Raw genomic sequence first — 14,685 nt, forward strand, 5'->3', positions numbered from 1 at the left:
TCCCCCGTGCTTGGGAAAGACGCGCTTGCAGATCAACAGCCTCTGCATCACCTTCCACATCAAACGCTAATGCTGCTGCAAACGGCAGACCTCAGATTATTTGGGTTATGTCCGTGTTCTGCCAGCTCTGCAGCGGGGCCAATGAATCGCTCGTTGGCAGAAATCTCACGGATTGGTACGTCCCACACGATTGACCGTGTCAGGCAATGAGGGGCTCGTGAGACGATGCAGGATCTTTTCTACATAAGCCTTTCGAACCTCCGGTTCAAATCGGAAACCGTGGCCGAAGATTTGAGACCCACAAAATTTATAAAATTTTATTTACTTGGCAGAAACCGACTGATCCGACAAATCACTTTTCTAAACCCTCGATATGTAAGCAATAAGCTAAATGGGTTTGACCCGCTTCTGGGGAATTGTGACTTTTGGGGTTTCGACCCAGAACGAACGCCCGATCACACCAGGGTGCATAACGTGCTGATACTTTACAGCGGTAAACGACTCAGACACCCACAAACCTTAAAGGCGAAATTTTTGGGCAGCGTGATTTGATCCCTGTTTAGTCCCCGAGCACGAATTCATGTTCGCTAGCCTTAAGGCCACTACTTCACCCCCATCTGACACGACACAGGTTTAAGCCAGAACATTTTATTAGCCTCACTGAAACTTACTGCTGCTCTAACCAATTATCCCAAAAATCCTGAGATGTCAGCAGCATTCCGGGCAAGGCGTTCCAGACGAGACTCCGTCATCGACGCAATCTGATCAACAATCACACGGATCTGTTCCGATTCTGAATCCGCTTCAATAAACCACTGGCGATACATCGGATCCAACGATCCCGGAGCCCCCAGCACCAGGTAGTCAAAAACCCGGAAGATACGATCCCGTTGCCTGTTTTGGCGCGCAAGGTGCCCTGGGTCATCCATCACGTAGAGAACCGCTAACGTTTTGAGCAGTTTTACTTCACTGGCCGCTGTTTCTGGAATGATCAAATCGCCGTGCATGCGTCCCACATCAATGCCAGCGTGTGTTTTCTTTGTTGACTCGATGGTAGAGCCAACGTATCTTCCCACTAGTTCTGAAGTCATCGCCTTCAGCGCAGCGTAGGAACGCAGTGAGAAATCAAAATCCGCAGCGGCAGCCACCACCGGAAGTTCCCGCAACGATGCTGCACCCTCGATGAGCTCTGCAGGCGAACCTCCGAAAGCAGCTGCTCCTTTGTCTGCCAAAGCTGCTAATTCAACCAGGTCCCACAGCACTTTTAAGTCGATACGCCCGGATACAATACCGTCTTCCACATCGTGCACCGAGTAGGCAATGTCATCAGAAAAGTCCATGACCTGCGCTTCGATCGGTGGGCGAAGATCCTCATGGCCTTGTCTAATCCAAGCGAGGATTTCTGCGTCCTCGTCATAAGCACTGTATTTCTTATTGACACTGCCATCCGCATTTGTTTTAGCCCACGGATACTTACATGCAGCATCAAGAGCAGCCCGCGACAAGTTCAGCCCAAAGCTCTCCCCCTCATCAGAGACAATTTTTGGCTCCAGACGCGTGAGAATACGCAAGGTTTGGGCGTTGCCCTCAAATCCTCCACAGGCCGCAGCAACTTCATTCAACGCGTTTTCACCGTTGTGTCCATACGGCGGATGCCCAATGTCATGGCACAGCCCTGCCAGATCGCACAGATCAGGATCCAAATCCAGTCCAGCTCCGATTCCCCGTGCAATTTGAGCTACTTCCAAAGAGTGCGTCAGCCGGGTGCGCGGAGTATCACCATCATTGGGGCCAACCACTTGGGTTTTATCCGCGAGGCGTCGAAGAGCAGCAGAATGCAGCACGCGAGCCCGGTCGCGGGCGAACGCGCTGCGGGTGTCTACGGCGCTGGTACGCAGTTGGCTGGACTTGGCGCGCTCAGGCTGGCGTCGAAAAGCGTCTGCGTCGGAATAGGGGTACATCTACTTTTTCAGCCTCCGAAGTTGCTCATGGCGTGCACGCCGCGAAGGGCGCAGCAGACCTTGGATTGCGCGCAAAGATGCTTCCACCTTATCGGCCACCCGTTCACCCAAGAGCCGCGACACGTCCTGTACTACTACCCCGCCCCACTCATGGGACAAGGTCAGAAAATAAACTATCGACGGAAACTTCGCGGGACTATAGGTTGTCGGGGAAGGTTTCGCGTCAAAGCCCATGCGTCGCGCGATGCGCACCGCCCGATACGAATGGTTCGGATCAGTAACAATCAGCACCCGACCAAGCTTTTCCGGATCAAGCGCCTCATAGGAGGAGACAGTGTCATTGCCAACTGCAGAGACAAAAATCAGATCCGGATCCACGCCCTCTTTGATCAAATACTCCCGCGCGACTTCTGCTTCGGTGAAACGATCGCCAGGAAGTTTTCCGCCGACAGTATATACATGCTGGATTTCATGAAGACGCCACAGCTTCGCGGCATGCCTCAAACGAGCAGCAAACTGCCTCGATGGAACTCCATCATATTGAGCTGTGCCCAACACCAAAATTGAATCAATTTTGTGCCGATTATTAGGCGTTCTGAGCATCGAATACGCCACCACCCTCAGGGCTGGCTGCACTACTGCGGTTAAGAGTAAACTCTTGGCTAAAAATCTTCTCACGTTAACTAGTGTGCCAGCTGGACTCGTCTAAGGTGGGGACCATGAACTTTAGTTTGGTGCATCTTCGGGAAAACGTCCGCCGTGTATCGGTCACTGTGGCAATTGGAGCTGGCGCGCTCCTTATCAGTGGACCATTTTTTACTGCTCACACTGCAGAAGCCACAGAAACATATGTCTTGGCTGAATCACCAGAATTTTACCAAGACAATGTCACTGACTACACCGGCCAGATTTCCTCGTCCGATATCACCAACATTCAGGCTGCCATCGATGATGTAAAGGCATCTGAACAAAAGGTTATTTTCGTTGTTTTCCTAAGCTCTTTCGACGGAGTTGACCCTGAAACGTGGACGCAGCAAGCACTCCAAGCCAACGGCGGCGGAAACGTCTTGATTTATGCACTCGCTCCCGAGGAACGGCAGTACGGCATCCAAGGTGGTACTCAATGGACCGACGCTGAACTCGACGCCGCCAACAACGCTGCTTTCCAGGCACTTTCCCAAGAAGATTGGGCAGGCTCTGCACTAGCGCTGGCAGAATCAGTTGGTTCTAGTTCTTCCAGCTCTTCGGGCTCGTCCAGCTCTTCCGATTTTTCCGGCGCTTGGTTGGCTGCTGCGGGCGTTGGCACAGTGGCCGCTGGTGGCGGAATTTGGGCCTATTCCCGCAGCCGCAAGAAGAAAACAAGTGCTGCAACCTTGGAAGATGCACGCGAAATCGACCCGCGCGATACCAACCGCCTCATGCAGCTTCCCATGGAAACTCTCGAACACCTTGCCCAAGAAGAGCTCACCTCCACTGATGACTCCATCCGTCGCGGAAAAGAAGAGCTCGCTATCGCTACCTCCGAGTTCGGACCAGAGCGCACCCGCAGCTTCAACCGCGCCATGAACCACTCCACCGGCACCCTGCAAAAAGCCTTTGAGATTCAGCAGCGCCTCAACGATTCTATCCCAGAATCCGAAGCCGAACGTCAATCCATGCTGGTAGAAATCATTTCATCCTGTGGCCAAGCCGACGATGCCCTCGACGCCGAAGCCCAAAACTTTGCCGATATGCGCAACCTGCTGATCAACGCGGGCAGCAAATTGGATGCTCTCACCCAAAAATCCGTCGACCTGCGCACCCGCCTCCCCAAGGCCCAAGAAACACTCGCTGGCCTGCGCACTCGCTACTCAGCAGAGGTCCTTGAAAGCATCGACGACAACGTCGACCTCGCCAGCGCTTCGCTCGACGAAGCAGAAGAAGTCCTGCCACAGGCGTACGAGATAGAGTCCATGCCCGCAGGCGAGCAGGGCGGGCTTATCGACGCGATCCGTCACATCGAGCACGCCATCACTACCGCAGACAAACTCCTCGCGGGCGTCGAGCATGCCGATGAAAACATCTCCACAGCCAAAGCAAACGTTGCCGATCTGATCCAAGAAATCTCAGACGAAATCAACGAAGCCGGCCAACTCAAACAAAGCGCAGGAGCCGACGGTGCCCGTGCCGACTGGGCCTCCCTCGACGATGCTGTCCGCGCAGCCAGCGCAGCACTAATCACCGCATCAGCAGACGCCGAAAAGGATCCGCTCGGAACCTACACAGAACTTGTCGATGTCGACTCCGCCCTCGACACTCAACTTGACACACTTCGCGCCACCGCAGCTGATCAAGCCCGCCAGCTACGCGTATTCGACCAACAGCTGCAATCTGCAAGAAGCCAAATCCAAAAGGCCGAAGACCTCATCTCCACCCGCGGTCGCATCGTAAAATCCGAAGCCCGCACCCACCTGGCCAACGCACAAAAGCTGTACGCCATGGCACAACAAAACCGCACCCGCGACACCCGTGCAGGAATTGATTACGGACGTCAAGCAGCAGTCGCAGCCCAACGCGCCAGCAAGTCAGCACAAAACGACATCACCACCTACAACAATCGCCACAATTCCGGTGGCGGAACCACCGGTGCGATTGTCACCGGCATGGTGATCAACTCGATTCTCAACAGCGGCCGCGGTGGCGGTTTCGGTGGAGGCGGAGGCTTTGGTGGAGGCGGTGGCGGCTTCAGCGGTGGTGGCGGTGGCGGAGGAGGGTTCCGCGGAGGCCGCTTCTAGCCTGAAACGAGCAAAACCAAGTGACCGAAGAGACCTCGCATAGGACATTTTCGGTCACCTGGGATGGCAGCAAACTTGAACTTGGCTCAAATTAGTGCCGAAGGCGAGTCAACGACCCTAATCCTCCACTTCTTTAAATGAGATAGAGGTCTTTACGGAACTCTTTCCTTCACACCGAGGGCAACTTAGTGCGGAAAACCTATGATTCACCAGCCCAAACATCCTGGTCAGGGCGCCAATGTGATCTTCCACAACACAAAATGAGCAAAGTCATTACACGGCGGTTTAAGCGGTTGGGATCGTGGAACGGGTATTTGCGTCGGTTAGTGGGTGGGAGGCTCTTAAACGCGATTCTGAGAGGGCACTTTCTGGGCCTCCCAATGGGAGTTTACGGCCGAAGTTGGAGGGGGCTGCATTTTGAGGCCAAACGCCGGTTGGGGAATGGGGATCTTGGTTTGATATTGCAGTATCGGCGCCGGAAAGTGTTCATTTAAGGCCAAACGCGGGGTCGGCATAAGCAGTTTTGGTTCGAAACGAACGTGGCCTAGCTGACTTGGCTCAAATTAGTGCCGAAAGCGAGTCCACGACCCTAATCCTCCACTTCTACAGATGAGATAGAGGTCTTTACGGAACGATTTCTTTCACACCGAAGGAAACTAAGTGCGGAGATTGGATCCTTCAAAGGAAATGATCCCCCGGCTACAAAAAACAGGTGGAGGGGTGCGTCGATAAGCAAAAAGCTTTTAAATTTTCGGCCGGCGCACGGCCGAATCCACCAGGACGCACGCCCAGCTCAAAAATACTGCGTCGACGAACGGCAACGCCTCGCTGCCCGCGGTGCCCACAATGAATTCGACTTTACCGCTGGTCATCGGGCGAAGCCGCGCCACTTCCACCCCATTGTTGGTGATCAGGCGTTCTTTACGCCACGGCGACACCCTTTTTAGTGAATACGTCCGGCGCCCGCACACCGCAGTGAGATCCCCCACAGTGAAAGAATTCTGAGTCATCGTATAGACCTCACCCCCGGACAGTGTTGCGCGGCAACGAAAACGCATGGTGCCGGGGGTGGATTCGATGAGTAGTCGTTCGCGATCCACGTAGAGGACGTCGGAGCGAACGTCGGCGATGACCTCGCCGGACTCGTCGAAAAGTTCATTACCGAGCCACACCCATGTTTCTTCTGTGTGGCTACCGAAGATGCCTGCTTTGGGGCGCTGAGCGTCTACCATTGCATGGTCCTTTTAGCTGAAAGTGAGGAAAATAATGATTGGCGTCAAAATGATCAAAAACAGAGTCAGTCCCCAACTGGAGCCCAACATGCGGGATTCCAGAGTTTTCCGAGCAACCCACGACAAGAAAATTTCCTGCTCCTGGGTGACTTCTACGTCAGGCTCAAACTCCACAATCGCGCGACGCACACCGTTGTTCATACCGGTAAACTGAGCGACTTTATTCTCTTCAGAATCGTCGATAATCCAATTGTTTTTATCTTCATTAACAGCAGCCATCGCGGTGCCGTCCATGTCGATTTCAATCCGCTTGGACTTGGTAAAGGTCTTCTCACCTGCATTCGCGCTGAACACACGACCATCAGGAAGCTTGGCAGTTGCCGTTCCATCAATACTGAAGGACAGTTCCCACTGCTGCTCATCAACCGTTGCGGTGGTTTCAAATGATTTGCTGGGAACTTCACCGAAAGTGGCTAAAACCTTTTCATCAGCACTATCAGTGGTGCTGCGAAGTAGGTTAATAAAAAGCTTCCCGTCATTCTTGAAACGCTTGCCCCAAGACGTATAGGAGGTCACAATCAGATCCTTCGAAGTCATGCGAACAGAATAGCACCGGCCTGTTAAGCCGGTGCTATATGTTGCTGCGATTACATTCGCCTTAGCGAATTATCGCTCTATTGGTTGCCGTTTAGCAGCCGATGAGGCGCTGAGCCAAGTAACCCTGCAGCTCATCAAGTGGAACACGAACCTGCTCCATGGTGTCGCGCTCACGCACGGTCACAGCGTTGTCCTCGAGAGAATCAAAGTCAACGGTGACGCAGAATGGAGTACCGATCTCGTCCTGACGACGGTAACGGCGACCAATCGCACCTGAAGTGTCGTAATCAACGTTCCAGAATTCACGCAGCTCTGCTGCGAGCTTTTCCGCCAAAGGCGTCAAAGTGTCCTTCTTTGACAGCGGCAAGACCGCAACCTTAACCGGCGCAAGGCGACGGTCAAGCTTCAGAACAACACGCTTATCGACGCCACCCTTTGAGTTTGGTGCTTCGTCCTCGTGATAAGCATCCATCAGGAACATCATCATTGCGCGACCAAGACCTGCAGCAGGCTCGATTACGAAAGGAATCCAACGCTCATTGGTCTCCTGATCGAAGAATGACAGGTCCTCACCAGAGCCCTCAGAGTGCACGCGAAGATCGTAATCAGTACGGTTCGCGATCCCCTCCAACTCGCCCCACTTGGTGTTAGCAAAGTTGAATGCGTACTCAATATCAACAGTGCGCTTGGAGTAGTGAGACAGCTTCTCCTGAGGGTGCTCGTACAGACGCAGGTTCTCAGGCTTAATGCCCAGGTTGATGTACCACTGCAGGCGAGTATCAATCCAGTGCTGGTGCCACTCTTCGTCCTCACCAGGCTTGACGAAGAACTCCATCTCCATCTGCTCGAACTCACGAGTACGGAAAATGAAGTTACCTGGGGTGATCTCGTTACGGAAAGACTTACCGATGTTCGCGATACCGAAAGGTGGCTTCATACGTGAAGTGTTCATCACGTTCTTGAAGTTCACGAAGATACCCTGAGCAGTTTCAGGGCGCAGGTAGTGCAGACCCTCTTCGTCGTCCACAGGTCCCAAGAAAGTCTTCAGAAGACCAGAGAACGCCTTAGGCTCAGTCCAGTTACCTGGCTGGCCGGTCTCTGGATCGTTGATGTCAGCCAAGCCGTTTACAGGTGGGTGACCATGCTTCTCTTCGTACTGCTCCAGCAGGTGGTCCGCACGGTAACGCTTGTGGGTGTTCAAAGACTCAACCAGTGGGTCAGTGAAGACCTCAACGTGGCCGGAAGTTACCCACACCTGGCGAGGAAGGATGACAGAAGTATCAACACCCACAACATCTGGGCGGGAAGTAACCATAGAACGCCACCACTGGCGCTTGATGTTTTCCTTCAGCTCCACACCCAGCGGGCCGTAGTCCCACGCAGAGCGGGTACCGCCGTAGATCTCACCACAGGGGTACACCAGTCCACGTCGTTTACACAGGTTAACCACGGTGTCGATGATCGATTGCTGAGCCACGTCGGATGCTCTCCTCCACGTCGAATGAAAAAATAACCGTCCCTTTTAGGACATACCCAACCAATCCTAGCCCAACTAACGATGTTGCTTCCGCTGACCCCGTCATTTTGCGGTCTTCGCGATGTAAACTAGTTCTAATAACTATTTTTTCATTTCCCTCATAAAAGGTTTATATAGAAGGTAAAATAGCAAGCGTGCTAGATCCATTCCAGACCTAGCCTAAGGACGGAAGGACTTCCCCGTGGCTCAACACTCAAATCGGAATTTCGTCACCCCTGCAGAAGAGTCCGAATCCACAGCATCAGCTGAGCTTCAGAAACTTGCAACAGCAAAAAACATCAAAGCGATCAGCCTGCTGATTAGGGCACTAGATTCCCCCTTAAGAATCGAAATCATCCTCGCCCTCAATGAAAGGCCCCACTACGTCCACGAATTGGTCAAGCTAGTAAAAAGTTCGCAACCACTAGTGAGCCAGCACCTCAAAGTCCTTAAAACTGCAGGTATCGTCGACGCAGAACGTCAAGGCCGGCAAATGACTTATTCACTTGCCGAACCACTCGTCCTCGACATACTTCTCCTGGCACTAAACGCAGGGGTTGACACATCTGGGTAGACTATCGAAGTACATTTTGTGTCATTGAGGAGGATCAACGGTGGGTATCAATCGCATCAGCCAAGGCTCTGCCCCGAAGCTGGGAGTGCGAAGCACCAGACAGCGAAAAGCCGTAATTGACGTTCTTGAGGAAATCGATAACTTCGCTTCCGCCAAAGAAATCCATCACGAGCTATCCACCAGGGAACACAACGTCGGCCTCACAACCGTCTACCGAACCCTCCAATCCCTCGCCGACATCGGAGCAGTCGACGTACTTACCGTCACGGGTGGAGAAACTCTGTACCGCCAATGCCACGACGAGGGACACCACCATCACCTGGTCTGCACCAATTGCGGTCGCACAGTCGAAATCGATGGCGGTCCAGTAGAGACATGGGCACAGGAAATTGCCACTAAAAACGGCTTTGCTCTCAGTAGTCACGAGGCTGAAATCTTTGGACTTTGCGCTGATTGTAAGGAAAAAGTTACGTAGTTCAAGGACATATGAAGCTGTCGAACATGTGAGTGCTCGACAGCTTTTCTATTTCGAAAAATAGCCTTGTATTCGAAAATTTGATCGGGTATGGTGGTTGGTATTAGCACAGGGAACTAAACGGGAAAGGGGGAAGACACCATGAGCATCACCACACACGTCCAAGCACTCACCACAGCACTCAACGCCATCGACAACCATTTGGCCAGCATGCTTGACCATGGTGTCACCCCAGACCAATACAAGGCCATCGAGCCCGACCTCATCGCCCTAGAACACACCATCAACCACCACGCCACCATCGCCGCCCAAACCACCGCCCTCGCCGAACGCACCAATGCTGCGCAGTCGATTGGCTCCACCCACCTCATCGACTACCTCACCACCACCTTCGGCCTATCTAAAGCACGCGCCCACCACCGCATCAATCTCGCCCACTCCCTCTACCCCATACCGAAGCCAAACTCTGGATCTGGCAACGGCGGTAATGGTGGCAATCCCGATGGCGGTCCTGATGGTGGCGACTCGGGTGATGACGACTCCGGCGATGATGACCCCGACCCCGAACCGGACAAGCCTGAAGACGGCAAACCTGATAGTGATAAGCCCCGTAGGCCACGGATCAGCGCGGAAAAACACGCCATCATCACCGACGAACTCGCCCGCCTCAACCCGAATACCACACCCAGCGCCGAGGAACTACGCACCCAAGCCCTGAGTCAAGCGATCTGGCGCACCCCAGAAGACCTCCGCACGTGGCTACGCCACCAGGTCACCACCGCGAACAAAAACAACCCCAACCCCATCACCGCCATGAAAAGGCGCTACCTCTCAGTAGGTAAACCCGATGCCGACAACATGGTCCGCATCAGCGGCCTCGTGCCCGCAGCCACCGCAGCACTGATCACCGCGAACACCGCACCGTTAACCAAACGTGGCAACCTCGTGGATCTACCAGCAGCAGAAGATATGCGCACCCGCGGGCAACGCCATGCGGATGCGTTGCATCACATCATGGAGATCTACAACCACGGTATTGTCACCCCAGCTCGTGGTGGAACAGCCAGCATCATCATCTCCATGACCACCGATGATCTTGACGAGATCAACCACGGTGATCATGGCGATGGCAGTCTACTTAACAACCTGTACCCCACGAACACGGGTTACTCATTGAACTTGGCGGAGATCATGAACCTCATCGCTGCGAAATACGACTTCGCTGTGCTCCTCGATGGTGAGACGGGGCAGCCGTTGAACGTCAATAGGATGCAGCGCTCAGCGAACCTGACTCAACGCATCGCGTTGTTTGCTTCTGAGTTGGTGTGCTCGGCACCCAATTGTGACAGGCCGCAGTTAGAGTGCGAGGTTCATCATTTAGATCCCTGGATGAGAGGTGGGCTGACCAACCTGGTCAATCTCACGCATCAGTGCTTTAATCACCACCCACGCAACGATGATTCCAGGAGTGGGGTCAATGGTAAAGGGTTTATGGACCGCGATCCTGCTACTGGAAGAGTGGGGCACTACCCAGTGGGTGGTGAGGGGCCGGTGTTTAACCGGTCGGCTGCTGCTGATAGTTCGGGTGGTGCGTGGGCCAGACGTAAACATCATGGCCCACCACCCGAACCGCCGAGCCCGCCGGATCCACCTGGTCCTGAGCCGGATCCTGGTGATGAGGGCAGATTGTTCTAGCCCTTGTTATTGCTGAGTTGTTGTCATGTTGTTGTGCCTGTTGTCAGTCGCCCCAGTGTGTCTGATACCGGACACACCCATGCCTTGCATCAACATACCGACAAGCCAGCACACCCCGAACTGGCCAGCCGGGCCCGGGCCGCCTGCAACCTGACGTCGAGAAGCAAGAGCTTTTAAAGGATCATGCCGAACAGGAGGCCGAGCACGTAGGTGACCAGCGCCGCGCCGTAGCCGATCGACAGCTGACGCACCGCGCGGATTCCCGGTGGCTTTCCCGATAGCAGGCCGGTGGTCGCGCCCGTTGCCATCAGTGATAGTCCGACGAGGACTAGGGACACCACTGCCCCGGCGAGGCCTTCCATGCCGAAGACGTATGGGACGATCGGGAGGAATGCGCCGATGGCAAAGGACAGGAAGCTGAATGTGGCGGCCGAACGAGCGGAGCCGGCGCTTTGGATTTCGGTGCTGCCGAGGACGTTGTCGCTGATGCGTTTTTGGTCGCTGATTCTTTGGAAAACTTGTGACGCTTTTGCCCGCGCTTCGTCTTCGCTCATTCCGCGGGCTCGGTAGACGAGTTCCAGTTCGTTGGATTCGACGTCGAGGGCGTGGAGGGCTTCGCGGGCTTTGGGGTCTGGGAGGGAGGCGTCGAGAAGCTCTGTTTGGGAGCGCACTGAGATGTATTCGCCGGCGGCCATGGATAGCGCGCCGGAGAGCAGACCGGAAATGCCGGTGATGAGAACAATTTGGGCGGGCACGCCGGTGGCCATGACACCCATGACGAGGGCGACGTTGGAGACCAGGCCGTCGTTGATTCCGAATACGGCGGCACGGAAGTTGCCGCTCATGCGTTCTCTGCCGCGGCTGGCTAGGCCTCGAACGACTTCGGCGTGGATGCGTTCGTCGGCGCTGATTTGGCGGGAGGCGTCGGCATCGTCGTCGTAGGGGCTGCGCGTTTCGGCGGACTGCATGAGTGCCAGGGTGAACACGGAGCCGAATCGGCGTGCTAGAAAACCGAGCAGGCGGGTTTTGACGTCGGCTTTTGGTGGGTTTTCGGCATCAGGGCCGAGCTTTTCCACCCAGTAAGCGGCGTGTCGGTGTTCAGCGTCGGCGAGCGCTAGGAGGATGTCTCGCTCTTCGCCTTCGCGTCGTTTGGCCAGGTCGCGGTAGGCTGCGGCCTCTGCTTGCTCATTGGCCAGGTATCCGCGCCAGCGTTTGATTTGGGCTGGCGTCGGCTGGTTGGTGGGCATTATGCGCTTCCGAATCTGCGATCCCGCTTGGCGTATTCCAGGACCGCGTCGTACAGATCTTGCTGCGTGAAATCAGGGAACAGCTTGTCTTGGTAGACCATTTCCGCGTAGGCAGACTGCCACAGCAGGAAGTTTGACGTGCGCTTCTCACCGGATGGGCGCAGGAACAGGTCGACGTCTGGCATGTCAGGTTCGTCGAGGAAGTTCGGGAAGGTCTTCTCAGTGATTTGTTCCGGGCGCAGTTTGCCTTCAGCTGCAAGGCGGGCGATGTCGCGGGCTGCGTCGATGATTTCGGCGCGTCCACCATAGTTCACACACATGGCCAAGGTCATGGTGGTGTTGTCTTTGGTTAGCTCTTCCGCAGTTTCCAGCTCACGGATAACCGAACGCCACAGGCGGGGACGACGGCCAACCCAACGCACACGAACGCCCTTTTCATGTAGGTCATCGCGTTGTCGTCGCAGCACATCTCGGTTGAATCCCATGAGGAAACGGACCTCATCGGTGGAACGACGCCAGTTTTCAGTAGAGAAGGCATAAGCAGAAAGGTACGGAACACCAAGTTCAATGCATGCATCAACAACATCAAGCAGGACTGCCTCGCCACGCTTATGGCCTTCGGTGCGCTTCATGCCACGCTCGGTAGCCCAGCGTCCATTTCCATCCATGACAAGCGCAATATGCTTGGGTAGGAATTGGGCAGGGATTTCGGGTACTTGGAATTCACTCACCTAAGCTATTCTGCCATGCAAACTATTTGTGTTTGCCATTTAGCCTGATCTCAGGGTCTGGAGGGGCTGCAGTTCAGCCAGGCACCTCGGCCTTAAAGCCGGACGCCTAAGCCTAAGCACTAGGCCTGATCCAGCACCGCCAGCGTGGGCAGCTTTCTTTCAATATGCCACTGCAGATGCGCGGTTGTCAGTTGGTGAATGGTGGTTTGCTGCTCTGGGTGTTCCCGGGGAATGCGGGCTGCTTGGCCGTTGGCGACCAACCACATCATGTGTAGTGCTTCTGGTGGGACTTCGGCGCTTCCCGGCGGTCGGCAGTACAGGCACACTGCCCCGCCGACGCCTGGGTGGAATGCGTTGTGAGGTCCTGGTCGGCCGCAGGCTGCGCAGTCGAAAAGGCTTGGTGCCCAGCCGGCGTGGTTCATGGCGCGGAGCATGAACTCGTCTAGGTTGAGGATGGGTTCTGGGGAGTCCTGAATGTTTTTCAACGCCCGGGTGGTTTCTTCAAACAGGTGCGGATCGTTTTCCAGTCCTGCGATGTGGGTGGCGATTTCCAGGATGGCGGACGCACAGGAATACCGAGTGAAGTCCTCGATGATGCCTGATGCGTAGTAGCCGACGGTGTCCGCGCCAGAGATGGTGGACAGTTTTCTACCTGGGTAGAGCTGCACGTCGAGTTCCACAAAAAGCTGCAGCCTTGACCCAAACCGGGATTTGGATCGGCGTACTCCTTTGGCAACTCCGCGCACGATGCCGTGGTCTCGGGTGAGCAGCACAATAATGCGGTCGGCTTCGCCAAAATCATAAGTTTTGACTACTAGCGCGCGGTCCCGAAAACTGTCCCTACGCATGAACTCACCCCCTTAAAGCTAGAAGCCCAGGCGGTTCAAAGCCTTTGGATCGGATTGCCAGTTCTTCAGCACCTTGATGCGCAGGTCAAGGAATACGTTTTGGCCGAGGATCTTGATGATGTCTTGGCGTGAGGTGTGGATGATGCGCCCCAGGCGCTGTCCCTTGTGTCCGACGATGATGTCTTTCTGACCAACACGCTCGACGTAGATGATGGCGTGCACAGCCAGGACACCGTTGCGTTCTGGGTCTGGCAGGATTTCATCAACCTCAACTGCGACGGAGTGCGGCAGTTCGTTCTTCAAGCCAGACAGTGCTGCTTCGCGGATGGCTTCCGCGATGCGGGTGTTGGTGTCCTCATCGGTGATGTGATCATCCGGGTAGAACTTGGGGCCTTCAGGCAGCAGGTCGGTCATGACCTTAATAAGCGTTTCGACGTTTTCCCCCGAGGTGGAAGACACTGGGACTACCTCGCTGTTTCCGCCGAGCAGCTCATGGACAGCCATCAGTTGGGCCGCAACCAAGTCACGTGAGACGCTGTCTGCTTTGGTGATGATGCCGAGGATAGGAGTTTTAGGCGATACCTTGCGGACTGCTTCAAGGATCCAGCGGTCGCCAGGACCAATCTTCTCGTTTGCTGGAACGGTGAAACCGATCAGGTCGACGTCAGCGTAGGTGTCTTTAACTGCTTCGTTGAGGCGCTCACCCAGCAAGGTGCGTGGGCGGTGCAGGCCTGGGGTGTCCACGACGATGATCTGTGCGTTGTCGCGGTGGACCAAGCCACGGATTGGGTGGCGGGTGGTTTCTGGCTGGTTTGCGGTGATGGCGATTTTCTCGCCGACCAGCGCGTTGGTCAGGGTGGACTTGCCGGTGTTGGGACGTCCCACGAAGCTGACGAAGCCGGAGCGGAAGCCATCAGGGGTATCGGTAAAGCTCATAAATCCTCTTTGAAAGTTTGGGATGATCGAACCAGCCACTTCTTGGCAAAAAAGGGCCGGTTTCCTTGGACGTCCCAGCATAGTCCCCTACTGCTGTAA

Annotated in this window: 13 protein-coding genes; 4 read left to right on the top strand and 9 right to left on the bottom strand. The window is 55.0% G+C overall.

What is annotated here, in order from left to right; genetic code table 11:
* Positions 1–686: 686 nt before the first annotated feature.
* Both CGL_RS11270 and CGL_RS11275 read right to left on the bottom strand, forming a co-directional pair.
* Positions 687–1,961: a deoxyguanosinetriphosphate triphosphohydrolase gene (locus CGL_RS11270; protein WP_011015002.1), complete on the bottom strand. Its 1,275-nt coding sequence runs from the start codon at positions 1,959–1,961 to the stop codon at positions 687–689.
* Positions 1,962–2,564: a YdcF family protein gene (locus CGL_RS11275; RefSeq protein ID WP_011265918.1), complete on the bottom strand. Its 603-nt coding sequence runs from the start codon at positions 2,562–2,564 to the stop codon at positions 1,962–1,964.
* A gap of 116 nt (positions 2,565–2,680) precedes the next feature.
* Between CGL_RS11275 and CGL_RS11280 the strand changes: the two genes are divergently transcribed.
* Positions 2,681–4,735, top strand: a complete 2,055-nt coding sequence (locus CGL_RS11280; RefSeq protein ID WP_011015004.1) for a TPM domain-containing protein — start codon at positions 2,681–2,683, stop codon at positions 4,733–4,735.
* 743 nt (positions 4,736–5,478) lie between these two features.
* On the opposite strand, the gene CGL_RS11285 is transcribed toward CGL_RS11280, so the two are convergent.
* From CGL_RS11285 to CGL_RS11295, 3 genes are all read right to left on the bottom strand, one after another.
* Entirely contained in the window at positions 5,479–5,967 is a 489-nt protein-coding gene (locus CGL_RS11285) for a hypothetical protein (RefSeq protein ID WP_011015005.1), read from the bottom strand.
* Between the two features lie 12 nt (positions 5,968–5,979).
* Complete coding sequence (locus tag CGL_RS11290; RefSeq protein WP_011015006.1) at positions 5,980–6,564, bottom strand: hypothetical protein; 585 nt, start codon at positions 6,562–6,564, stop codon at positions 5,980–5,982.
* 91 nt (positions 6,565–6,655) lie between these two features.
* A complete protein-coding gene (locus tag CGL_RS11295; protein WP_003857047.1) occupies positions 6,656–8,041 on the bottom strand; it encodes a glycine--tRNA ligase in 1,386 nt (461 codons plus the stop codon).
* 241 nt (positions 8,042–8,282) lie between these two features.
* On the opposite strand from CGL_RS11295, the gene CGL_RS11300 reads away from it, so the two are divergent.
* The 3 genes from CGL_RS11300 (at position 8,283) to CGL_RS11310 (ending at position 10,824) form a co-directional block, all read left to right on the top strand.
* Positions 8,283–8,654, top strand: coding sequence for an ArsR/SmtB family transcription factor (locus CGL_RS11300; RefSeq protein WP_003857049.1), 372 nt, complete (start codon positions 8,283–8,285; stop codon positions 8,652–8,654).
* 40 nt (positions 8,655–8,694) lie between these two features.
* Positions 8,695–9,129, top strand: a complete 435-nt coding sequence (locus CGL_RS11305) for a Fur family transcriptional regulator (protein WP_011015007.1) — start codon at positions 8,695–8,697, stop codon at positions 9,127–9,129.
* A gap of 141 nt (positions 9,130–9,270) precedes the next feature.
* Complete coding sequence (locus CGL_RS11310) at positions 9,271–10,824, top strand: HNH endonuclease signature motif containing protein (RefSeq protein ID WP_011015008.1); 1,554 nt, start codon at positions 9,271–9,273, stop codon at positions 10,822–10,824.
* 173 nt (positions 10,825–10,997) lie between these two features.
* Here the strand turns inward: CGL_RS11310 and CGL_RS11315 are convergent, their stop codons facing one another.
* From CGL_RS11315 to era, 4 genes are all read right to left on the bottom strand, one after another.
* Positions 10,998–12,071: a VIT1/CCC1 transporter family protein gene (locus tag CGL_RS11315; RefSeq protein ID WP_011015009.1), complete on the bottom strand. Its 1,074-nt coding sequence runs from the start codon at positions 12,069–12,071 to the stop codon at positions 10,998–11,000.
* A complete protein-coding gene (locus CGL_RS11320; protein WP_011015010.1) occupies positions 12,071–12,802 on the bottom strand; it encodes an isoprenyl transferase in 732 nt (243 codons plus the stop codon). Before CGL_RS11320 ends, CGL_RS11315 begins: the two co-directional genes overlap by 1 nt.
* A gap of 119 nt (positions 12,803–12,921) precedes the next feature.
* Complete coding sequence (recO, locus tag CGL_RS11325; RefSeq protein WP_003859464.1) at positions 12,922–13,650, bottom strand: DNA repair protein RecO; 729 nt, start codon at positions 13,648–13,650, stop codon at positions 12,922–12,924.
* Between the two features lie 18 nt (positions 13,651–13,668).
* Entirely contained in the window at positions 13,669–14,586 is a 918-nt protein-coding gene (gene era, locus CGL_RS11330; RefSeq protein WP_011015011.1) for a GTPase Era, read from the bottom strand.
* Positions 14,587–14,685 lie beyond the last annotated feature (99 nt).

Origin of the sequence: Corynebacterium glutamicum ATCC 13032 (assembly GCF_000011325.1) — a bacterium.
Taxonomy (GTDB): Bacteria; Actinomycetota; Actinomycetes; order Mycobacteriales; family Mycobacteriaceae; genus Corynebacterium; species Corynebacterium glutamicum.